Origin of the sequence: Nocardia brasiliensis ATCC 700358 (genome assembly GCF_000250675.2) — a bacterium.
Taxonomy (GTDB): domain Bacteria; phylum Actinomycetota; class Actinomycetes; order Mycobacteriales; family Mycobacteriaceae; genus Nocardia; species Nocardia brasiliensis_B.
Window position 1 is genome coordinate 7,826,759 of sequence record NC_018681.1, and the last position, 22,714, is coordinate 7,849,472.

Consider the following 22,714-nt stretch of genomic DNA (forward strand, 5'->3'; position numbering starts at 1 on the left):
GCTGTTCGGCAGGCTCACTCGTCGGTCACCTGCCTGCCGGTGTCCTGCACCGGGCAGCTGCCCGCTACCGCGCAATGACGGCAGCCGTCATTGCGCATGGCCAGATAGCTGGGACCCTGCGTGGCCGCGGCCGCGTCGTGAATGGTGTTGCGCCACTGGTCGAGTGCTTCGGGATCGAGCGGCGGCTGCATGCGCTGGGTCGCGCCCTCTTTGCTGCTCGGCTTGGCGACGTACACCAGTCGCGCGCCGCCCGGCGCACCGAGTGCGCCCGTCGTGTCACCGGAGTCGGTCGCCGCCGAGTCGTCCGACTCCCCTGCTTCGGCATCGGATTCGTCGACGGCGGCGTCCAGCGCGCCCATCGCCGCCGCCACCTGATAGGTCGCCAGCTGCGCGTGATCGACCGCCGCCTGCTTGGTGACGGGCGTCTTCCCGGTCTTCACGTCCACGATCACGAAGCGGCCCTGCGCATCCCGCTCCAAGCGGTCGACCCGCCCGCGAATCCGCACGGGCAGTTCGTCTTCGGTGCGCGCGGGCAGCTCACAGTCGACCGGCACCTCGACACCGGCCTGGGTGAGCTCGCCGCGCGTATTGCGCACCCACGCCATGAACGTCGCCAGCATGGCCTCGGTCCGGCGCAGCTCCTGCCGCGAATGCCAACCGGAGCCGGGATCGACCTGCTGCCAGGCCTTGTCGAGCGCGGCGCGCACCTGCGCCTCGGGCACCTTGCCCGCCAGCGCCTGCACCAGTGTGTGCACCAGGTTGCCCTTGACCGCGTGCGGATTGTCGCCGTCGGTGCCGCCGTGCCGTTCCAGCGCCCAGCGCAACGGGCAGGTACGCAACAACTCCACCGTGGACGGCGACAGCCCCACCGCGGTCTCGTCCTCGGACCACAGCGAACGCGACGAACTCAATTCGGCTGTGCCGTACCAGTCGTCGGGGTGCGTACCCGGAACTCCGGCCTCGGCCAGGCGGGCGAGCTGATGCGCCGCGCGCTGCCTGCGCTCGGGATCCGACTCGGGATCGCAGACCGCGCCGCGCAATTCGGCCACCAGGGAGTGCATCACCAGGGCGCGTCCGGGGTCGGCGACCGGCAAGGCGCCGGGCTCGCCGTCCTCGTCGTACCCGAGCAACTCGGACAGAAACCGGGAGGGCACCAGATCGCGTTCGCCCGACACCGATTCCACGGCGGTGACCAGCAGCGAGCGCCGGGCCCGGCTGCACGCGACCAGCAGCAGCCTGCGTTCCTCGGCGAGAATCGGCGCGGCCCGGCTGACCTGTTCGCCCGCGTCGATCACGCCGGCCGTTACGTCGACCAGGTCCTCGGTGTCGAGCAGCGTGCCGCGCGGGCGCGGGTTCGGCCAGATCCCTTCCTGCACAGCGGCGACCGCGACGACGTCCCACTCCCGCCCCGCGGCCGCGTGTGCGCTGATCAGCGCGACCGCCTCCTTCGGCGCGGTACGCGGGCCGGAATCGTTCGGAATCTCTTGCTGCGACAGGTAATCCACGAAACCTTCGATGCTGGCGCGCGGCAGCCGGTCGACATAGCTCGCGGCCGCGTCGAACAGGCCGACGGCGGCGTCGAGATCCCGATCGGCCTGCATGCCGACCGCGCCACCGCGTTCGGACTGGGCGACCCACCGTCGTTCCAGCCGCGACCCCGTCCACAGCGCCCACAGCACATCCTCGAGCCCCGCACCGCGACGACGCGCCTTCCGCGCCCGCTCCAGCGCGTCCAGCACCCGCCGCAGCGGCGCCGCCTCCACCTCGGTCAACCGCTCCAGGAGCTCCGGATCCCCCACCCCGATCAACAGATCCCGCAACACCTCCGCGGAAGACTGATCAACCCCGTGCCGCAGCACACCGGACGCAACTCCCGTCGCAGCGGACGTATAACCGGGTGCGGTCGCTGTGCCAGCAGGCACGTCACGAAGCGCAGCCTCCGTCCCGGCAGGCACGCCGCCAGACTCGACTTCGGGCCCGGCGAGCATGTCGCCCGGCGTGGCCACCGTCCCGGCGGCCACGTCATCGGGCGCGGCTTCCGGCCCGGCGAGCACGTCACCGGACGCGGCGTCCGTCCCGCCAGGCACGGCCGCCGTCGCGGCGAACACACCATCGGTTGCAGTCTCCGGCCCGGCGAGCACGTCACCGGACGCGGCCTCGTCGAGGACGGCACCCGTCGAGCCAGTGGCCGCAGCGTCCGTGGGCGTTGCTGCGGTGGAGGCCGGGGCGGTGGAATCGGTGCCGGGGAGGGGCGAATCGACGGTTGGGTCGGACGGGGGTGTATCGGCGGGCTCCGGCTCGGCTTCGGGGCCGCGCCATTCGACGTCGTCCGGGATCCATTCGGCGTCCACGCCGTACCAGTCGGCGTCGTCCGCGGCTCGTTCGAGCGTGTGCGGGCTGGGTTCGGGGTGGGCGGCGCTCGACTCGAAAGTCTCGGCTGCGGGCTCGACCTGCTCGAATTCTGTGCTCGGCGTGGGCTCGTCGCTCGCTCGGCCGGAGCGGGATCGGTGGCGTTCGGCTTCCAGCACGCTGCGGCGCACACCACGCCGCAGGCGCCGCAGCGTGATCTGGTCGGCGCCGCCGAGCGGGCCGGCGAGCAGGTCGAGGGCGTCGTCCGGGCCGAAGGCCGACTTCTGTTCGCTCGCGAGCACCGCGCGCAAGGAGAGCAGCATCCAGGCCGCGCCGCGCCGCCGGGCCAGCGGCGTGTCCAGCGCGGGCTGCTGCACCGGCACCCCGGCGGCGAGCAGCGCACGGCGCAGGGGGGCCAGCGACAGCGGCACCGATCGGACGATCACCGCCATCCGTGACCACGGCACCGCGCCGGTCAGATGCGCGCGCCGCAAATGGTCCGCGATCAGCGCCGCCTCTTTGGCAGGCGTGCCGAGCACCCGCACCCGGACCTCGGTGCCGTCGCCGGCCGGGCGATGGTCCCGGTCCGGTAGCGAAAAGCGTTGCGGCGCACTGCCCGGCAACCGCGCCGCGATCCGGGCCACCGCCAGTTGCACGGGTCCGCCGCAGCGATGGTTGTCCCGCAACACGATCCGCTGCCCGTCCGGGGCGTCCAGATCGGCGACGAAGCGCGCGTCGGCGCCGCGGAAGGCGAAGATGCCCTGATCCGGGTCGCCCGCGACGACGGTGGTGTGTGCGCTGCGCCCGAGCGCCTTGACCAGCATCGCGGCCTGCGGATCCAGATGCTGGGCATCGTCCACGAGCAGATACCGGATGCGGGCCCGTTCGGCGGCGAGCAGTTCGGCGTCACCGGCCAGCGCATCCAGTGCGGCGCCGATCAATTCGGCCGCGTCCAGCGCGGGCGCCGTGGCCTCCGGCGCCTCGACGCCCACCGACCAGCGCAACAGCATGGTCTGCTCGTAGCGCACCGCGAAGTTGCCCGCCGCCACCCACTCCGATTTACCGTGCTCGCGACCCAGCCGCACCAGGTCTTCCGGCCCGAGCCCGCGTTCGGTGGCGCGCAACATGAGATCGCGCAACTGTTCGGCGAATCCGCCGAGCGCGAGCGCGGGTTGCAATCGCTCGGGCCACAGTCCGTCCGCGCCCGCCGCGATGTCGGTCAGGTCACCGCGCAGCATTTCGCGCAGCACCGCATCCTGCTCGGCACCGGTCAGCAAACGCGGCGGCGGATTGCCGTGCGTGGTGGCGTGTCTGCGCAGGACGGAGAAGGCGTAGGAGTGCAGGGTGCGCGCCAGCGGCTCCCTGGTCGCGCCCGGTACCCCGCCCTCGGCGTCCGGGCCGGCCAACCGCGCCGTGATCGCGTCGCGCACGGTGCTCGCCGCCTGCTTCGAATGGGTGAGCACCAGCACGGATTCGGGGTCGGCGCCCGCGGCGATGCGCCCGGCCGCCAGGTCGACGAGCAGGGCGGTCTTGCCCGTGCCCGGTCCGCCGAGCACCTGCCAGGGTCGCCACCCGGGGCGCGTCGGCCCGGCCGCGGCGGCGGCATCCAGCAGCACGCGAACGTCGGCGCCCCAGACCCGAGGCCGGGGTGCCGCCACGTTCCGGCGCACAAGTCGCACCGCGCTATCCGATCGCACCACGCGGGCTATTGCAACAGACACGACCGACACGCCGACGGCCCCCTCCGCACGACTCGCCCAGCGGGCCTTGCGCCCGCAGGTCAGAATGGACCAGTGTCAGCTCTTCATACCTACCGATTCGGCCCGGCTACCGGACCGGTCGTCTTGGCCCTGCACGGCGTGACCGGCCACGGCAAACGCTGGGCGGACCTGGCCGCCAATCACCTCCCCGAGGTCCGGATCATCGCACCCGACCTGCGTGGACACGGCCGGTCGAGCACGCGCCCGCCGTGGACCTTCGAAGCCGTCGCCGATGATCTGGCCGAATTGCTGACCGCCGCTGGCGGGCAGCCGGTGACCGTGGTCGGGCACTCTTTCGGCGGGGCGTCGGCGGTGTATCTGGCGCAACGTCACCCGGAACTGGTCCGGCAGCTGGTGCTGCTGGATCCGGCGATCGGCCTCGCACCCGAATTCGTCGGCGATATCGCCGAATCGCTCGTGGCCGAGCCCGACTACGAGTCCGTGGCGCGCGCCCGCGAGGACAAGCTGGCGTCCTCGTGGGCCGACGTGGCGCCGCACATCCTGGCGGCCGAACTCACCGAGCACCTGGTGCCCACGGCGCACGGCCGGTTCGGCTGGCGGATGAGCGTGCCCGCGGTCGCCTCGTATTGGGGTCAGCTGGCCCGGCCCTATGTGCTGCCTCCTCGCGAGCTGCCGACCGTGCTGGTGCAGGCGACGAAGGTGCAGCCGCCGTTCGTCACCCCGGAGTTCCGCGCCGCGCTCACCGCCCACCTGGGCGACCGGCTCACCGTGCACGAGTGGGAGTGCGATCACATGGTGCCGCAAGAACTTCCGGCCCAGACAGCCGCACTGATCCGCTCGGTGCTCTGAGCCGGTGGCCACCACGGACGCCGAGGTCGAGCGGGTGCGCGCGCTGGTCGCGTCGATCCCGCCCGGCCGCGTCGCCACCTACGGCGATATCGCCGCGGCCGCAGGGTTGTCCACGCCGCGCACGGTCGGCTGGATCATGCGCACCGACGCGGCCGACCTGCCCTGGCACCGGGTGCTCGGCGCGAGCGGCAGGCCCGCCGCGCATCTGGCCGAGCGCCAGCTGCGCCTGCTCGCGGCGGAGGGCACGCCGGTGCGGGACGGCCGAGTCGACCTGCGGGCGGCGCGTTTTCCGTTCCCCTAGTCCCGGAAATACCCCCGGAGCGGGCGGCGCGGCGGTTACCGTTGTTTCATGTCCACCCGCCTGGCGTGTGTCGTGTTCGATGCAGACCGGCCGCGGTTCGTCGCGGACTTCTGGGCCGAGCTGCTGGGGTGGGGCGTGACCATCGAGCGTCCGGAGGGAGTGGACGTCGCGGCGCCCGACCCCGACGGTGCCGAACTCGCGCTCACCTTCGCGCCCGCGACCCGAACGAAGAACGCCAAGAACCGCATTCACCTCGATCTCGCCAGCCGCTCGATCGATCATCAACGGCTGCAGGTCGATCGGGCGTTGTCGCTGGGCGCGCGCCGGATCGACATCGGCCAGGGCGCGGTGCCCTGGGTGGTGCTCGCCGATCCGGAGGGCAACGAGTTCTGCGTGCTGGAACCGCGGGAGGAGTACGTGGACACCGGCGCGGTGGCCGCCATCGTGGTGGACACCCGGGATCCCGTGCGGCTGGCCGAATTCTGGTCCGCCGCGTCCGGCTGGCCGGTCGCGCACGGCGGCGCGCAGATCGCGGGCCTGCGTTCGCCGACCGGGCTCGGCTCCTGGCTCGAGTTCGTCCGCTCGCCGGAGGAGAAGTCCGGTCGCAATCTGCTGCACCTGGATCTGGCTTCCTACGACGACCAGGCGGTCGAACTCGCCCGGCTGCGCGCCGCGGGCGCGACACCCATCGCGCACACCGGCGCGAGCCTCGGCTCGGTGCCGAGCCTGACCCTCGCCGACCCGGAGACCAACGAGTTCTGTCTGCTGCGCCCGGCCCGCGACCGCTCGACCGCCTAGGCCCCCTGTCTCGAGGTCCGGCCGCCTAGCCGGTCGGCCGCCGCCTCCCGGGTTCGTCGCGGCGACGAATTAGCATGACCGCCATGTTGTACCTTGCTCGAGGTCGTGCTGGGTGACCGCCGCCGACGCGATCGTGCTCGCCGGTGGGCGGGCGAGCCGGATGGGCGGTGTCGACAAACCCGCGATCGTCATCGGCGGCCGCTCCATGCTCGACGCCGCCTTGGTGGCCGTCACCGGCTGCGCGCACACGGTGGTGGTGGGTCCGCACCGGCCCGAGCTGCCGGAGTCGATTCGGCAGGTGCGTGAGGTGCCACCCGGGTCGGGGCCGGTGTCGGCGATCGGCGCGGGGCTGCGCGCGCTCGGTTCGGCCGCGCCGTTCGTCGTCGTGCTCGCCGCGGATCTGCCGTTCCTGACCGCCTGGTCGATCACCGAATTGCTCAGGCACGCCGGAGAATCCGGGGCCGACGCGGTCTTCGCGGCGGACGACTCGGGGCGGCCGCAGTATCTGATCGGAGTGTGGCGGCGCACCGCGCTCACCGCCGCGCTCGATCGGCTGGATTCGCTGATCAACCAACCGATGAAAGCGTTGATCCCCGCCGACTCAGCGATCATCCCGCTCCCCGGCGTCGCCGACTGCGACACCGACGAGCAGGTGCGGCTGGCCCGCGAGTCGGTGGCCCAGCCACCCGCGGCAGCACTCGCGCTGGCCGCGGCGCGCACCGAGTTGCGCACCGGGCTCACCCGGCTGACCAGCTACGTAGCCGATCTACGCGCGGTGCGCGGGGCCGCGCTCGCCGCGCCGTTGACCGCGGCCGGTCCACTGCCCCGTTTCGACGTCTCGGCAATGGACGGCTACGCGGTGGCGGGTGCGGGCCCGTGGCGGTTGCGCCGCGATATCGGCTTCGCCGGCGGCCAGCGCCCGGTCGGCTTGCTGCCGGGCGAGGCGGTGCGCATCGCCACCGGCGCGCACGTGCCGGACGGCACCACCGGCGTGGTACGCGACGAATTCATCGAGATCGACGGGGACCAGCTGCACCGACTACCGGACACCCCGCTCCGCGACGATATCCGCCGCCGCGGCGAGGATCGCGAACCCGGGGATCTTGTTGCGCCGCAGGGCACTCCGGTCACCTCGGCGTTGATCTCGGCGGCCGCGAGCGTGGAGGTGACCGCCGCGCCGGTGCGCGGCCCGGTGCGCGCCCGCATCGTCATGACCGGCGACGAGATCCGCAACAAGGGCCCGCTGCACGCGGGCCAGACCCGGGACTCGATCGGGCCGATCCTGCCGGAGCTGTTGTCCTGGTACGGGATTCACGCCGTCGATCGGGTGCACCTGCGCGACACCCCGAACGGCTTCGACGAAGTGCTCGCCGCGGCAGCGGAATGCGATCTGCTGGTGATCGTCGGGGCGACCGGCGGCGGTGCGGCCGATCAACTGCGCACAGCGGTGGCCCGCGCGCAGGCCAGGATACTGGTGCACCGCCTGCGCCTGCGTCCGGGCGGTTCCACCCTGGTCGCCGAACTCCCCAGCGGCACCACGGTTCTCGGCCTGCCGGGGAATCCGTACGCGGCGGTCGCCACGCTGCTGGCGCTGGCACCCGCGGTGGTCGACGGCCGCACCGGCAGCACCCCTGGGCGCACCCAGTTCGGTCCGCTGCACAACGCGGGCGAGATCTCCGGACCGGTCCCCCGCATCGTGCCCGCGCGCTACGCCGACGCGGGCGGCTGGCTGGGCGATCCGCACATCCGCACCGCCCACCTCGGCGGCCTGGTCGACCGCGACGGCCTGGTCGTCGTCCCGGCCGAGGCCGCAGACGGCGCGACGGTCGAGTTCCTGCCGCTACCCAGGTGACGCGGCCGAATCACCGCGTCGACGGCGGGTCCCGGTATTCCCGTTGCCGCCGTGGCAACCAGCTGGCAATGTCACCCGGCATGAAACGAAGCTTCGAGGATCTGGTGGCGGAGGCGAGCACGGTCTCCGTGGCGGGTTGGGACTTCGGCTGGCTGGACGGGCGCGCCACCGAGCAGCGGCCGTCCTGGGGTTATCAGCGGCTGCTGGGTGCGCGCCTCGGCAAAGTCGATGCGGCACTGGATATTCAGACCGGCGGCGGCGAAGTGCTCGCCGGTGCGGGGCAGATCCCGCGGCTGCTGGTGGCCACCGAATCCTGGCCGCCGAATGTCGCCAAGGCCACCCAGCTGCTGCACCCACTGGGCATCACGCTGGTGGCGGACCCGGACGAACCGCCGTTGCCGTTCGGCGACAACGCCTTTGACCTCGTGACGAGCCGACATCCGGTCACCGTGTGGTGGCGCGAGATCGCGCGGGTGCTGCGCCCGTCCGGTACCTATCTGGCGCAACATGTCGGCGATGCAAGCGTTTTCGAACTGGTCGAGTATTTCATCGGGCCGCAGAGTGAAGAAATTCGGCGGCGGCGAAATCCGGCGGACGATCGCGCCGCGGCCGAAGCGGCGGGATTGGAAGTCGTCGATCTGCGCTACGAACGGTTGCGCGTCGAGTTCCACGATATCGGCGCGGTGGTCTACTTCCTCCGGAAGGTGCCGTGGATGGTGCCCGACTTCACCGTCGAGGGATACCGTGATCGACTCGTGACGATGCACGGCGAGATCGAAGAGAATGGACCGTTCGTCGCCCATTCGACCCGATTCCTAATCGAGGCCCGTAAACCCTGACACCGCGCCACACCCCGTACTACCTGGGCATTTGCCTAGGATCGCCGGTGCGACGTGCTTTTTTCACTTACCCTTTCGGAATTGCCATCCGCTCGCTATCGTGGGGAACGTTAGGCGAATAACAATCCCCGGAAAGGACCGAGTGGAGATGACTGAAAAGTCGAAGAAAGCGCCTAAGAAAATGCCGAGGCAGATGGATCGGCAGCAGCAGCAACAGCGCCAGGATCAGAACCAGAACCAAGGTATGAACCGAGGCGGCGCAAATTCCGAAGGCCAGCGCATGCCGAACCAGCGCCAGTCGGACAACGACCGGCGTGACGATGATCAGCGCAGGATGGGCCACAACTAACTGATCCACACCGCGTGCCGCCGGTTCACTGTGGAACCGGCGGCCGCGGTTGTGCGCGTTCACCCCGTGGGTTACCCGCACCCTGCGTGAAACGCTGGTGAGCCAGACATTCCGTTCGCGCAGGGCTTGTTTCCCGCGGGCACCGAGCAGCAGCCACGCAACACCGAGCTGGGTTACGAAGCCGCGGCATGGGAAGCGGAATTCGTTGCGGAGTAAGCGAACCGGTGCTTACCCCGGAGGTAATTGTCCGGCCGCACCGGGCCTCCTACGGTCGAGGTGGCGTCCCGATCCTGCGACGCCACCGAACAAGGGAACCGCTCATGCCCGCCTATGGCTTCGCCCATCTGCGTGTGCGCACGCCGCACGCCGACATCCTCGAATACCTGGAACGCATCCAGGACACCCTCGATCCGTTCCACGGCCGCTTCGTGATTCACGGCCCGCCTGCCGAGATCGTGGAGGGGAGCTGGCCCGGATCCATGGTGCTGCTCGAATTCCCGGATCTGGACACGGCACGGCAGTGGTACCGCTCCCCCGCGTATCAGGCGATCATGCCGCTGCGCACCGACCACATCGAGGGCGATCTGCTGTTGATCGAGGGCGTCGGGCCGGACTACGACCCGCGCGAGCGCGCGGCGAAACTGCGCGCGGGCGCCTCGGCGGCCTGAGCCCGGCGCAGCGTTTTCGGCGCCGGCGCCCGGCGCGCAGCCGACTTTTCCCGGCTGTTCCGTTTCCGATACCGTTGACCAGGGACAACCTGGTGACATGCGGTAAAGGACGGGCTTGATGGACGACAGTTCTCTGATCTGGGACGACGGTGCGCTGGTCACCATCGACCAGCGTGGACTGCCGCACGAAGTCCGGGAACTGCGCCTGCGCACGGTCGACGAGGTGATCGACGCCATCCGGGTGCTGGCGATCCGCGGGGCCCCGGCCATCGGCATCGCGGGCGCGTTCGGCGTGGTCCTCGCCACCGCCGCGCACACCGTCGACGGCGTGGTCGACACCGCCGCGGTGCACGCCGACGCCGACCGCATCGCGGCCGCACGGCCGACCGCGGTGAATCTCGCGTGGGCGGTGCGGCGGGTGCGCGCCGAGGTCGAGCGGGGCGCGGACGCCGTGCTGGCCGCGACCCTCGACCTGCTCGCCGAAGACGGCCGGGTCAACCGCGCGGCGGCGACGCACGCTGCGGACCTGGTGCAGCGACTCTGTGCGGACCGACCGCTGCGGCTGCTCACCCACTGCAACACCGGACGACTCGCGACCAGCGCGTTCGGCACGGCGATCGGCGCGCTGCGGGTGCTCGCCGAGCGCGGCGCGGTGGCGGACGTCCTGGTCGACGAGACCCGCCCGCTGCTGCAGGGCGCCCGGCTCACCGCGTGGGAACTGGCCGAAGCGGGCATCCCGCACCGGCTGACCATCGACGCCGCGGCCGCCTGGGCGATGGCGACCGGACAGGTCGACTGCGTACTCGTCGGTGCCGACCGCGTCACCGCCAACGGCGATGTCGCGAACAAGATCGGCACGTACCCGCTCGCGCTGGCCGCGCGCCACCACGGCATTCCATTCATCGTGGTCGCGCCGGAATCGACCAGGGATCCGAACACGGTCACCGGCCGCGACATCGTGGTGGAGGAACGCGCGGCCGACGAGGTCACCGGATTCGGCGGTGTGGCAACGGCTCCCGCCGGCACCGCGGTGTTCAATCCGGCCTTCGACGTGACGCCGGGCGATCTGGTGACGGCCGTGGTGACCGAACTCGGCGTCGTGCACCGCGGCGCGGGCCTGCCACCCTTGCCCGGCAAGGAGATCGCCGGAATTGCGCGCGGGCTCTATCAGCGGGGGTGGATGCCGGGGACCGCGGGCAACATCTCGGTGCGCACCGGCGATACCGCTGTGATCACCGGCAGCGGGTTGTCCAAAGGTGAACTCACCGAACGCGATATGGTCACCGTCCGGGTCGTCGATTCGGCGCCGGTCACCGACCACGGCCGGAAACCGTCCGCGGAGACCGCGATTCACACCGCTGTCTACCGCGCCACCGCGGCCCGGGCGGTCGTGCACATCCACCCGCCCCACGCCACCGCACTGGCGACCCGCCCCGGCGCGCTCGACGCCGTGACCACGATGCGGATCACGGACTACGAACTCATCAAGGGGCTCGGCGGCACCGATCCCGCGGCCATCGATATTCCGGTGTACCCCAACTGGACCGACGTGCCGCGCATCGGCGCCGACATCGAGCGCTATCTCATCGACCATCCCGACGCGCCCCCGATCCTGTTCATCGCGGGTCACGGGATCACCGCGTGGGGGGACAATCTTTCCCAGGCGCGCGATCGCGCCGAATGCCTGGAAGCCCTGTGCGAGCTGGTCTCCCGGACCGCCCGGACACAGGCCTTCGGCGAGCGCGCGGACCCACTCGAGATTGGACTGACATGACCCTGCTCCAGGTGATGGCCGCCGGCAACGCGGCCGACGTGCGGGTGCGAACCACCGACGACGAGCTGATCGGCACCGAATTGGCCGCGCACGGCATCACTTTCGGCCGCTGGCCGGTGCTGCCCGACGCCGCGGCGGTGTCCTCGGACGACCTGCTCGCGCACTACACCGACAACGTCGCCGAACTGAACGAGTCCGGACGGTACAAGCACATCGACATCGCCCGCATCCACCCCGACGACAGCAATCCGGAGTGGCCGCAGATCGCCAAGGGCGCGCGGGAGAAGTTCCTGAACGAGCACCGCCACGCCGAGGACGAGGTCCGCTATTTCGCGGCCGGACGCGGCTGCTTCTATCTGCACCTCGGGCACGAGGTGCTGGCCGTGGTCTGCGAAGGCGGCGATCTGCTCTCGGTGCCCGCGGGCACCCTGCACTGGTTCGACATGGGCACCCGGCCCGATTTCATCGCCATCCGGTTCTTCGAGGAGGAGGACGGCTGGGTCGGTGACTTCACCGGTGACCGGATCAGCGAAGGGTTCCCGACCCTCGACGAGCTGCTCGCCGAGTCATGATCACGACGATCGTCGTCGATATCGAAGGAACGACCAGCCCGACCAGCTCGGTGCGCGAAGACCTCTACGGCTACACCCGCGCTCGGCTGCCCGGCTGGCTCGCCGAAAACCGCGAGGGCGCAGCGGCGTCCATCATCGACGGCACCCGGAAGCTGGCCGATCGCCCGGCGGCCGACACCGACGAGATCGCGGCCGTGCTGCGCGGCTGGCTCGACTCCGACGTCAAGGCCGAACCGCTCAAAGCCGCCCAGGGGCTGATCTGCGCGGAGGGGTTCCGCGCGGGCGAGCTGCACGGTGAGTTCTTCGCCGACGTGCCGCCCGCACTCCGGGCATGGCACGCGGCCGAGCTGAGGCTGTACGTGTACTCGTCCGGATCTGTTCGCAACCAACAGGATTGGTTCACCTTCGCGCGCGACGGCGAGCTGGCGTCATTGATCAGCGGCTTCTTCGATCTGACCACGGCGGGCGGCAAGCGCGAGGCCGCCTCCTACGAAAAGATCGCGAGCGCGATCGGCGTGCCCGCGCAGCGCATCCTGTTCCTGTCCGACCACCCCGACGAACTGGACGCGGCCGTCGCCGCGGGCTGGCAGGTGGTCGGCCTGGCGCGGCCCGGGGAACCGAACCCGCCGCGGCCGCCGCACCGGTGGGTGGACACCTTCGCCGATATCGAGCCGCGCGCCGAATAGATTGCCCATCGATTGCGCCCTTTACGGCAATTTCCAGGCGCAAACAAAGAGCGAACAATTCACGACTAGCGCAATTAGTTCATACCAGATGAAACTACACATATCGGACTTTGCGACATCCACGGCAACGACATCGACACGCCCGCGAATGTGACGCGCCCAAAAACACAGCGTTTCCACAGCATTGACAAATGCTGGCCGATAGTCTCGGGCAACCGCCTGCGTAGTCGACAAATGCGCAGGTAGCAGGCATCTTCCTGCGTTCTCGCCCGCCTCGTGCGGCCGTGCCGGTCAGCGCCTCCACGCTCCGCGCGCAGCCGATAGGGCGCGCTCGAAGAATGTTTCTTGGCAGCACGCCGAAAACATCTTTAGAGTGAGTAACGGCTACCGAATTCACTGCCGCTTGGAGGCGTAGTGGTTGACTCGCGATCCGACGATGTCGGGGATCTGCTTTTACAGTTTGGCAAGTATTTCCAGCGCGGCGAAATCTCCGCCGATCAGCGCACCCTGCACCGGCGGGGCGGGCGCGAAGCCGACAAGTTCTACCGGGAGCGGTGGGCGCACGACAAGGTGGTGCGCTCGACCCACGGCGTGAACTGCACGGGTTCGTGCTCGTGGAAGATCTACGTCAAGGACGGCGTGATCACCTGGGAGGCACAGCAAACCGACTATCCCTCGGTCGGGGCGGACAAGCCGGAGTACGAGCCGCGGGGGTGCCCGCGCGGCGCATCGTTCTCCTGGTATACGTATTCGCCTGCGCGAGTACGCTATCCGTACGTCCGCGGGACACTGCTCGAACTGTATCGGGACGCGAAGGCCCGGCTTCGCGATCCGGTGCTGGCCTGGGCCGAGATCGTCGAGGACCCGGTAAAGGCGAAGCGTTACAAGGCCGCACGCGGTAGGGGCGGCTTCGTGCGCGCCGAATGGCGCGAGGCCACCGAGATCGCCGCGGCGGCGCATGTTTACACGATCAAGCGGTACGGTCCGGATCGGGTGGCGGGTTTCTCGCCGATTCCGGCGATGTCGATGGTCAGCCAGGGAACGGCAGATCGGTGTAGCGCTTGACGTAATCGAGGAACCGGGGCGTCGACCGTTCGACGAAGAACTCGCGCAGCACCACGTGCCCCATCGACATGGCAAGCGCCGCATCGGTTCCCGGCCGCGCCGCCACCCACTCATCGGCGAACTTCGTATTGTCGGCATAGTCGGGCGACACCACCACGACCTTCTGCCCCCGATACCGCGCCTCGGTCATATAGTGCGCATCCGGCGTCCGCGTCACCGGCACATTCGAACCCCACATGATCAGATACCCGGCATCGAACCAATCCGCCGACTCCGGCACATCGGTCTGATCACCGAACACCTGCGGCGACGCCACCGGCAGATCGGCATACCAGTCATAGAACGACAACATCGACCCACCCAGCAACGAGATGAACCGCGCACCAACCGCTGGTCGAACTGGACGATCGCGACGGGCACTTCGTGCCGGGCAAGTTCCTGACCGCCGCCGATCTGGGCGAAGATGGCGAAGGAGCCGAGTTCAAGACGGTGCTCCTGGACGCCGAGGCGAATCCCGTCGTGCCCAACGGCGCATTGGGCTATCGCTTCGGTGCGGCCGGGGCCGGACGGTGGAACCTCGACCTCGGTGACGTCGATCCGCTGTTGACGCTCTATCACCACGGTGATGAGCACGCAACTGTCCGTCTTCCCCGCTTCGACAGCGACGTCCCCGGTGTACTGACTCGCGGTGTGCCGACGAGAACCGTTGCGGGAAAACGGGTTACCACTGTCTTCGATCTGCTGCTGGCGCAGTACGGTGTCGCACGCGACGGTCTGCCCGGAACCTGGCCGACCGGTTACGACGATGCGTCCGAGCCGTATACGCCCGCCTGGCAGGAGGCCATCACCGGCGTACCCGGCGGGCAAGCGACCCGGATCGCGCGCGAGTTCGCTGACAACGCAATGCGTTCCGGCGGTCGCTCGATGATCCTGATGGGTGCGGGCACCAATCACTGGTTCCATTCCGATCAGATCTATCGTGCGTTCTTCACGCTGACGCTGCTCACCGGCTGCCAAGGGGTGAACGGTGGCGGCTGGGCGCATTACGTCGGTCAGGAGAAGTGCCGGCCGCTGACCGGTTGGTCCACACTGGCTTTCGGGCTGGACTGGCAGCGGTCACCACGCCAGATGCAGGGCACGGTGTTCTGGTACCTGACCAACGATCAGTGGCGCTACGACCCGTTCACCGCCGAGACATTCGCCTCGCCCCTGAGCACCGGCAAGTTCGCCGGGCGCACCGCCGCAGACAATATCGCGCTGGCGAGTCGGCTGGGTTGGATGCCGAGTTATCCGACCTTCGACCGCAATCCGCTGGATCTGGCGGACGAGGCCGAGCGCGCGGACGAGTCCGCGGCGGACTACGTGGTGAGCAAGCTGAAATCGGGCGACCTGCGTTTCGCGTGTGAGGACCCCGATGCCCCGGAGAACTTCCCGCGCTGCCTGACGGTGTGGCGGTCCAATCTGCTCGGTTCCTCCGGTAAAGGCAACGAGTACTTCAACAGACATCTGCTCGGTGCGGATTCGAACCTGCAGACCACCGATGTGACCGGTGTGCGGCCACAGGAGCTGGTGTGGCGGGAGCAGGCGGCGACGGGGAAGCTGGATCTGTTGCTGTCGCTGGACTTCCGGATGACGAGCACGACATTGTTCTCCGATATCGTGCTGCCCGCGGCGACCTGGTATGAGAAGCACGACCTGTCCTCGACCGATATGCACCCGTTCGTGCACGCCTTTTCCCCGGCGATTTCACCGCCGTGGGAGGCCAAGACCGACTTCGAGGCGTTCCACCGGATCGCTCAGGAGGTCTCCCGCCTGGCGGAGCACCATCTCGGCGTGCGCAAGGACATCGTCGCCGTTGCGCTGCAACATGATTCGCCGGATGCGATGGCGCAAGCTGGTGGGCGGGTGCTGGACTGGAAAGCCGGTGAGTGTGAGCCGATTCCGGGTCAGACGATGCCCAAACTGGTGCTGGTGGAACGGGACTACCCCAAGATCGCCGAGAAGATGGCCGCATTGGGACCGTTGGTCGAGACGCTGGGCCTGACCACCAAGGGCATCACCACCTATCCCGAAGCCGAAGTAGCGTATCTGGCCGGAGTCAACGGTGTGGCGAATTCTGGTGCGGCCCAAGGTCGCCCGCGACTCGCCAAGGATATCCATGCCGCCGAGGCGATTCTGGCCTTGTCCGGAACCACGAACGGCAGGCTCGCGGTCGAGGGTTTCGAGGCGTTGGAGCGTCGTACGGGTACCGAGCTAGTGGATTTGGCTGCGGAGCATGAGGGTAAGCGGGTGACGTTTGCGGATACGCAGGCGCGTCCGGTGCCGGTGATCACCTCGCCGGAGTGGTCGGGGAGTGAGTCTGGGGGGGCGGCGGTATTCGCCGTTCACGATCAATGTGGAGCGGTGTAAGCCGTGGCATACGTTGTCGGGGCGGCAGCATTTCTATTTGGATCATGATTGGATGATCGAGTTGGGTGAGCAGTTGCCGGTGTTTAGGCCGCCGTTGGATATGACGGGGTTGTTCTGTGAGCCCGAGGTCGGGGCGGTGTCGGAGCGGGGTGTGACGGTGCGGTATTTGACGCCGCATTCGAAGTGGTCGATTCATTCGGCGTATCAGGACAATTTGCATATGTTGACGTTGTCGCGGGGTGGGCCCTCGATCTGGATGTCGGAGCGTGACGCGGCGAAGATCGGTGTGGCCGATAATGATTGGATCGAGGCGGTCAACCGTAACGGGGTGGTGGTGGCGCGGGCGATCGTGTCGCATCGGATGCCCGAGGGCACGGTGTTCATGTATCACGCGCAGGACCGGGCGGTGGGTGTACCCAGGATCGAGGACCGCCCGCAGGTCGATGACGCGCGGGGTAAGCGGGGCGGGATCCATAACGCGTTGACCCGGATCATGATCAAGCCGTCGCATTTGATCGGCGGGTATGCCCAGCAGTCGTTCGCGTTGAATTATCACGGCCCGACCGGTAACCAGCGCGACGAGGTCACCACGATCCGGCGCCGTAGCCAGGAAGTGGAGTACTGAGATGCGTGTCATGGCACAACTGGCGATGGTGATGAACCTGGACAAATGCATCGGCTGCCACACCTGCTCGGTGACGTGTAAACAGGCGTGGACCAACCGCGGCGGCACCGAATACATGTGGTTCAACAACGTCGAAACCCGTCCCGGGCAAGGCTATCCCCGCCAGTACCAAGACCAAGACCGGTGGAAAGGCGGCTGGAGGCTCAACCGGCGCGGCAAACTGACGTTGAAGTCGGGGTCACGGTTCACACGGCTGCTCAACCTTTTCGCCAACCCCGACCTGCCCACGGTCGCCGACTATTACGAGCCGTGGAGCTATGACTACGACACTTTGCTCTCGGCCCCGGCGATGGACACCACCCCGGTCGCACGCCCGAAATCCTTGATCACCGGCGCCGACACCCAGATCACGTGGGGTGCGAACTGGGACGACGACCTCGGTTCCGGACCCGAACAGGTCGGTAAGGATCCGTTGCTGGGGCGGTTGTCCGACCAGGTGAAACTCGAGTTCGAGCAAACCTTCATGTTCTACCTGCCGCGGATCTGTGAGCATTGCTTGAATCCGTCGTGTGCGGCGTCGTGCCCGTCCGGGGCGATCTACAAACGCGCCGAGGACGGGATCGTGCTCGTCGATCAAGACAAATGCCGGGGCTGGCGCCACTGCGTCACCGGCTGCCCCTACAAGAAGATCTACTTCAACCACAAAACCGGCAAAGCCGAGAAATGCACCTTCTGCTACCCGCGCATCGAGGTCGGGATCCCGACCGTGTGCTCGGAAACCTGCGTCGGCCGCCTGCGCTACATCGGCGTCATGCTCTACGACGCCGACAAAGTCGGTCAAGCTGCCGCGGTCACCGACCCCCACGACCTCTACCCCGCCCAACTCGGCGTCTTCCTCAACCCCCACGACCCCCGCGTCATCACCGAAGCCGAACACGCCGGCATCTCCCCGGAATGGATCCAAGCCGCCCAGGACTCCCCGGTCTACAAACTCATCGCCGACTACCAAATCGCCCTACCCTTACACCCGGAATACCGCACCATGCCCATGGTCTGGTACATCCCACCCCTCTCACCCATCGTCGACGTGTTGACCGAAACCGGCCACGACGGCGAAAACCCCCACAACCTCTTCGGCGCCATCGACACCCTCCGCATCCCCATCGAATACCTCGCCGAACTCTTCACCGCAGGCGAAATAGGACCCGTCCGCGCCGCACTACAACGACTCGCCGGAATGCGCGCATTCATGCGCTCGATCAACCTCGGCGAAGAACCCGACCCGGCGATCGCCCCCTCGATTCGGCTCGAACCCGAAGAAATCGAAGCCCTCTACCGACTACTCGCTATCGCCAAATACGAACACCGCTACGTCATCCCGTCCGGTGCCGGATCACAAGCCCACCAACTCGACGCCCTCGCCACCGGATGCAGCCTCGACAACGATGGTGGGCCGGGCATGACCGCCCTCGACACCATGGTCGACAAGTTCCACCTCACCGACACCAACGGCGCTGCACCGCAAGAGAAATCGAATCGAATCAACTTGCTCGACTGGGACGGGTCGAGTACCACGGGCCTGATGCCCGACGCCTCGGCCATCCACGTACCGGACGGTGCGGCCCGATGACCATCCTGAAACTGCGCCGCCGTCCCGAGCCCGCCGTCGCGATGACCGAACGGGATCGGCACCTGGTGTGGCGGCTGGCCGCGTTGCTGCTGGACTACCCGAGCGAGTCACTGCTGGCGATGACGGATCGGTTGGATTGTGCCGCAGCGGAATTACCGGACGATATCGGCACCGGCTTGGTGCGGTTCCTCGAATATCTGCGCGGCACACCGCCATTGGCACTCGCCGCCGCCTACGTCGAGACGTTCGACCTGCGCCGCCGCGCCAGTTTGCATCTGACCTACTACGCCTACGGCGATACTCGAAAGCGCGGCATGGCGTTGTTGCGTTTCAAGCACGCCTACGGGCAGGCAGGCGCCGAACTCGCCGGCACCGAGCTACCCGACCACCTGCCGGTGGTCCTGGAATTCGCCGCGACGGTCGACCCGATCGGCGGCGAACGATTGCTCGGCGAGCACGTACCGGTGCTCGAGCTGCTCCGGCTCTCGTTGGCGGACAGCGGTTCTCCGTACGCCGACGTGCTCGCCGACGTGCTGGCCACGCTGCCGCCGCCGACCACCGCGGACCGGCGGCGCATCGCGGAACTGGCCGCTCAGGGCCCACCCGAGGAAGAGGTCGGGCTCGACCCCTTCGCGGCGGACCCGTCGATGTTCGCCGACTCGGAAGGACGCCGATGAACCTGACCCCGCACCTGCCGATCGCGTTGTGGCTGATCCTGCCCTACATCGCGTTCACGTCGTTCGCGCTAGGCCACCTGTGGCGTTATCGGAACGACCAATTCGGCTGGACCACCCGATCCTCGCAGCTCTACGAGAGCCGGCTGCTCCGGCTCGGCAGCCCGCTGTTCCATTTCGGCATGCTCGGGGTGATCGGCGGTCACGTCATGGGCCTGCTGATCCCGCAATCCTGGACCGACGCGCTCGGCATCCCCGAATACGACTATCACCTGTGCGCCGTGCTGTGCGGGTCGGTGGCCGGACTCGCGGTCCTCGCGGGCGTCGCCATCCTGCTCTACCGTCGCATCACCGTCCCGGCGGTGCGCAAAGCCACCACCGGCAACGACAAGCTCATGTACGGCCTGCTCGCCGCTGCGCTGATCACCGGCATGCTGAATACCTGGGGCAGCAACGTCTTCTGGGGCGTCTACAACTATCGGGCCACCGTATCCCCTTGGTTCCGTAGCCTTTTCACCCTCGACCCGCGGCCCGACCTGATGGTCGGCACCCCGTGGACCTTCCAGCTGCACGGCCTCGTCGTCCTGGTACTCATCGGCATCTGGCCCTATACCCGGCTGGTGCACATGTTCAGCGCGCCCATCGGTTATCTGACCCGTCCCTACATCGTCTACCGCAGCAAGGCCGCCGAGACGGGCACCAAGAGCAGCTATGCCCGCGCCTGGCGCGCACCGGTCACGCCCCAGCGCTGGCGCTGATCATGTTTCGGCACAACCGCTTTCACCGCAGTGCGGCGACCACCTTCGCGATCCGGCGGGTGCGGGTGTCCTCACGTTTGGCGTCGACTACCGATGTGACGTGTTCGCGGCGGCGCGAATAGGACAGTGCGTCGAAGGCCGCACGCAGGCCGGCGGCGTGCAAGGCGGCGGCGAGATCGTCCGGCACCTCGACGGTCCGCTCGGCGTCGTCGCGCGCGACGGTGACGAGCACGGTGTCGCCGGGCCCCTTACCGAGCTGGGTGCGGATCGCTTTCAGCACCCCCAGGCACGGACCCGAGCCCATGTCCACGATGGAACCGCGATATTCGATGCCGTCGAAGGTGGCGCGGACCGGGACGCGCCCGCCGCCCAGCGCGGCGGACACCGCCGCGGGGACGGCGACGAACGCACCGCCGCCGAGCGCCGACTCGACCGTTCCCACGAATTCCTCCATGCGCCGACCCTACTCGGCTGAGCAGGGCCGACAAGGCTCGCGCGGGTATCCGCGCGAGCCTCGTCGGCGGCCTCAGGCATTGTCGTAGGCGTCCTGCAGGGTTTTGATGTCCAGCTTGGACATGCTGCGCAGGGCGGTGCCGACCGCGATGGTCTTGGCCGGGTCGTCGCCCGCCAGCAGCTTCGGCAGGGCGGCGGGGACGATCTGCCAGGACAGGCCGAAGCGGTCGGTCAGCCAGCCGCACGGGCCGGGCGCACCGCCCTCGGTGAGCGCGTCCCACAGGCGGTCCACCTCGTCCTGGGTTTCCACGACCACCTGCAACGAAGCGGCGTCGGTCAGCGGGTGCCCGGGTCCGCCGTTCATCAGGGTGACGGCGTGCCCGTCGAGGTCGAGGGTGACGACCAACGCGGAACCGTCCGCGTTGCGGGCGATATCGGTGACCGCCGAGTTCGGCAGCACCGAGGTGTAGCGGGTGGCCGCTTCTTCGGCGGCGTTGTCGAACCAGAAGAAGGTGTTGACGGACATGCTGTGCTCCTTGCGAATCGGTGACTTGCTGTCACCCTCTGGTCGGAGCCGGGTCGACGCCTTCGACGTATCTCGTCAGAAAACTTCGAAGAATTTTCCGCACCGCGTTGAGCTGGCCTTTCAGCGCTGCGGGAGCTGATCGAGGTACGGGCGGACGGCTTTCTCGGCGGCGGCCGGGTAGTCCAGGCCCTGACTCGCGGCGACCGCCCTGGCGAGTTCGGCGAACAGGTCCGCGGTGGCCTGGGCCTGGCGCAGCGGGTCGCCGATCGCGAAGATCTCTTCGACGCGCTGCCACACGCCCGGCGCGGCCCAGTCCCGCATCTTGGTGCCGCCGTGCCAGACGTCGTGTCCGGCGCCGTGGTGGGTCACCGCGTGCCATTCGATCATGGTCAGCAGCAGGTCCTTGGTCTCCTGATCCCGTGATCGCACCACCCAGTGGTCACCACGCGCCAAATATCGTGGCAGGTGGGCGATCTCGAACCAGAACTCCGCGCAGTGCGCCGTGAACTCCTGCTGATCCGGTAAGTCCACCACCGGACCCGCCCCGGTCGCCGCGGGCAGCCGTGCCGCGATCCCGTCGCGATCGAACAGCACCTGATAGCCCCGCTCGTGCAGTTCGTCGAGCCCGTCCGCGGCGAATTCGCTCAGCAGGTCCACCGGCAGTATCTGGAAGTCCGCCTTCACCCCGCCTTCGAAGAACACCAGATGCGCCGGGTTGTCGTACGGCCCTTCCAGCTCGACGTTCACCCACACCTCCCCTAACTCCCGCACCCACCCGTCCTCCCCTGCATACAGCTCGGGATCCGTCGTGAACACCTCTATGTCATGGTCCGACAACGCATCCACCGCCCCACCGACCCGCCCCCGCGACCCCGTCCGCAACACCACCCGCACATCCCCCCGCCCCCGAGCCCACTCCACCACCCGCACCACGAACCCGTCATCCATCCCCCGATCGTCCCCCACCCCCACCCGCACAACCACCCGCCAACTGGCCGGTTTCACACACCATCCACACCCCTCACAGCCCCCACACCCCCTGTGAACCGTACGAACCCTCTGTGACCCCCACCTATCTGTCGCTTGGTCCACATCCACCCGCCAACACACTGGAGGCCATCATCCAGCCTCGCGCAGCCGATCGAACCGTACGTTGAGCCGCAGATACAGAGCCTCCGCAAGACGCTCCAGCATCGGGATCGTCGGCATCGTGCCGCCCGCCTCGAACCGAGCGATCGCAGGCTGCTTCAAACCGGCCCGCTCCGCCAGTTCCGCCTGGGTGAGTCCGAGTTCTTCGCGCCGCTCACGGACGGCGGCACCGAGTTCGAAGCGAATCCGCGCCGCCTCGTAGCCGGCACCTGCGCCGGGCCGACTCATCACCTCGTCACGGATATCGGTCCAGCTTTTCCGTTCACCCATGGATTTCTTCCTCCTCCACGGTATGTGCCTCAGCAGCACATCGTTTCATCGCCCGCACCGCACGGTCTATCTCGGCGGTCTCACGCATCCGATGCTTGCGAAATACCGTCAGCAGAATGATGCGCCTGCCCGATGCAATCCAGTAGGTGATCCGCACTGCTTCCCGAGATAGATAGAAACGGAGCTCACGCAGCTTTCCGTCCAGTTGCCTTGTGTACGGCTCATCCAGCAGCACTCCCCGCTCCGCTAGAAGGTCGACATAGAAGATCACGGTCTCCTGGTCGTCCTGGCCGAGCGAGTCGAACCACTCGACCACCTCCGGTTCCAGCTCTACCTCTCCCCAATTCATAACACGGATGTTATGTCAGTTCAAGGCTGGCGGGCCAGAAACGTCGGA

General features: G+C 68.3%; 20 protein-coding genes and 2 pseudogenes. 15 read left to right on the plus strand and 7 right to left on the minus strand.

Annotated elements, in window-relative coordinates:
* Positions 1-14: 14 nt before the first annotated feature.
* On the minus strand, positions 15-4,046 hold the full coding sequence (locus tag O3I_RS34825) for a PD-(D/E)XK nuclease family protein (RefSeq protein ID WP_041564744.1): 4,032 nt from the start codon (positions 4,044-4,046) through the stop codon (positions 15-17).
* 96 nt (positions 4,047-4,142) lie between these two features.
* Here O3I_RS34825 and O3I_RS34830 point away from each other — a divergent pair, with 96 nt between their 5' ends.
* The 11 genes and pseudogenes from O3I_RS34830 to O3I_RS34875 form a co-directional block, all read left to right on the plus strand.
* The gene (locus tag O3I_RS34830; protein WP_041563062.1) at positions 4,143-4,919 is read left to right on the plus strand and encodes an alpha/beta fold hydrolase; all 777 of its coding nucleotides are present in this window, start codon (positions 4,143-4,145) and stop codon (positions 4,917-4,919) included.
* Positions 4,920-4,923: 4 nt separating this feature from the next.
* A complete protein-coding gene (locus O3I_RS34835) occupies positions 4,924-5,220 on the plus strand; it encodes an MGMT family protein (protein WP_014987736.1) in 297 nt (98 codons plus the stop codon).
* Positions 5,221-5,268: 48 nt separating this feature from the next.
* Complete coding sequence (locus O3I_RS34840; RefSeq protein ID WP_014987737.1) at positions 5,269-6,018, plus strand: VOC family protein; 750 nt, start codon at positions 5,269-5,271, stop codon at positions 6,016-6,018.
* Positions 6,019-6,130: 112 nt separating this feature from the next.
* Entirely contained in the window at positions 6,131-7,870 is a 1,740-nt protein-coding gene (locus O3I_RS34845) for an NTP transferase domain-containing protein (RefSeq protein ID WP_014987738.1), read from the plus strand.
* Between the two features lie 80 nt (positions 7,871-7,950).
* The gene (locus O3I_RS34850; protein ID WP_014987739.1) at positions 7,951-8,709 is read left to right on the plus strand and encodes a class I SAM-dependent methyltransferase; all 759 of its coding nucleotides are present in this window, start codon (positions 7,951-7,953) and stop codon (positions 8,707-8,709) included.
* A 148-nt stretch (positions 8,710-8,857) separates the two neighbouring features.
* Positions 8,858-9,058, plus strand: a complete 201-nt coding sequence (locus tag O3I_RS45165; protein ID WP_141691864.1) for a hypothetical protein — start codon at positions 8,858-8,860, stop codon at positions 9,056-9,058.
* Positions 9,059-9,378: 320 nt separating this feature from the next.
* Positions 9,379-9,726 (plus strand): DUF1330 domain-containing protein, encoded by a 348-nt coding sequence (locus O3I_RS34855; protein ID WP_014987741.1) that lies wholly within the window; start codon positions 9,379-9,381, stop codon positions 9,724-9,726.
* A gap of 118 nt (positions 9,727-9,844) precedes the next feature.
* Positions 9,845-11,500: a bifunctional S-methyl-5-thioribose-1-phosphate isomerase/methylthioribulose 1-phosphate dehydratase gene (locus O3I_RS34860; protein ID WP_014987742.1), complete on the plus strand. Its 1,656-nt coding sequence runs from the start codon at positions 9,845-9,847 to the stop codon at positions 11,498-11,500.
* Positions 11,497-12,072: a 1,2-dihydroxy-3-keto-5-methylthiopentene dioxygenase gene (locus O3I_RS34865; protein WP_014987743.1), complete on the plus strand. Its 576-nt coding sequence runs from the start codon at positions 11,497-11,499 to the stop codon at positions 12,070-12,072. The genes O3I_RS34860 and O3I_RS34865 overlap by 4 nt, the downstream gene beginning before the upstream one ends.
* Positions 12,069-12,758: an acireductone synthase gene (mtnC, locus tag O3I_RS34870; protein ID WP_014987744.1), complete on the plus strand. Its 690-nt coding sequence runs from the start codon at positions 12,069-12,071 to the stop codon at positions 12,756-12,758. The genes O3I_RS34865 and mtnC overlap by 4 nt, the downstream gene beginning before the upstream one ends.
* Positions 12,759-13,154: 396 nt before the next feature.
* A pseudogene (locus O3I_RS34875) lies at positions 13,155-13,797 on the plus strand (molybdopterin-dependent oxidoreductase); the annotation flags it as partial.
* On the opposite strand, the gene O3I_RS34880 reads toward O3I_RS34875, so the two are convergent.
* A complete protein-coding gene (locus tag O3I_RS34880; protein ID WP_014987746.1) occupies positions 13,789-14,175 on the minus strand; it encodes a molybdopterin-dependent oxidoreductase in 387 nt (128 codons plus the stop codon). The pseudogene O3I_RS34875 and the gene O3I_RS34880 sit on opposite strands and share 9 nt — an antisense overlap.
* A 62-nt stretch (positions 14,176-14,237) precedes the next feature.
* Here O3I_RS34880 and O3I_RS34885 point away from each other — a divergent pair.
* The 4 genes and pseudogenes from O3I_RS34885 to narI form a co-directional block, all read left to right on the plus strand.
* A pseudogene (locus tag O3I_RS34885) lies at positions 14,238-16,857 on the plus strand (molybdopterin-dependent oxidoreductase); the annotation flags it as partial.
* A gap of 1 nt (position 16,858) precedes the next feature.
* Positions 16,859-18,487, plus strand: coding sequence for a nitrate reductase subunit beta (gene narH, locus O3I_RS34890; protein WP_051066816.1), 1,629 nt, complete (start codon positions 16,859-16,861; stop codon positions 18,485-18,487).
* The gene (gene narJ / locus O3I_RS34895) at positions 18,484-19,164 is read left to right on the plus strand and encodes a nitrate reductase molybdenum cofactor assembly chaperone (RefSeq protein ID WP_014987748.1); all 681 of its coding nucleotides are present in this window, start codon (positions 18,484-18,486) and stop codon (positions 19,162-19,164) included. Before narH ends, narJ begins: the two co-directional genes overlap by 4 nt.
* Positions 19,161-19,919 (plus strand): respiratory nitrate reductase subunit gamma, encoded by a 759-nt coding sequence (gene narI, locus O3I_RS34900; protein ID WP_014987749.1) that lies wholly within the window; start codon positions 19,161-19,163, stop codon positions 19,917-19,919. Before narJ ends, narI begins: the two co-directional genes overlap by 4 nt.
* Before the next feature lie 22 nt (positions 19,920-19,941).
* Here the strand turns inward: narI and O3I_RS34905 are convergent, their stop codons facing one another.
* The 5 genes from O3I_RS34905 to O3I_RS34925 form a co-directional block, all read right to left on the minus strand.
* On the minus strand, positions 19,942-20,373 hold the full coding sequence (locus tag O3I_RS34905) for a YdeI/OmpD-associated family protein (protein ID WP_014987750.1): 432 nt from the start codon (positions 20,371-20,373) through the stop codon (positions 19,942-19,944).
* 72 nt (positions 20,374-20,445) lie between these two features.
* On the minus strand, positions 20,446-20,898 hold the full coding sequence (locus O3I_RS34910; protein WP_014987751.1) for a VOC family protein: 453 nt from the start codon (positions 20,896-20,898) through the stop codon (positions 20,446-20,448).
* A 120-nt stretch (positions 20,899-21,018) separates the two neighbouring features.
* Entirely contained in the window at positions 21,019-21,846 is an 828-nt protein-coding gene (locus O3I_RS34915; RefSeq protein WP_041563064.1) for an aminoglycoside 6-adenylyltransferase, read from the minus strand.
* Positions 21,847-22,017: 171 nt separating this feature from the next.
* Positions 22,018-22,317 (minus strand): helix-turn-helix domain-containing protein, encoded by a 300-nt coding sequence (locus O3I_RS34920; RefSeq protein ID WP_014987753.1) that lies wholly within the window; start codon positions 22,315-22,317, stop codon positions 22,018-22,020.
* On the minus strand, positions 22,310-22,666 hold the full coding sequence (locus O3I_RS34925; protein ID WP_014987754.1) for a type II toxin-antitoxin system RelE/ParE family toxin: 357 nt from the start codon (positions 22,664-22,666) through the stop codon (positions 22,310-22,312). The genes O3I_RS34920 and O3I_RS34925 overlap by 8 nt, the downstream gene beginning before the upstream one ends.
* Positions 22,667-22,714 lie beyond the last annotated feature (48 nt).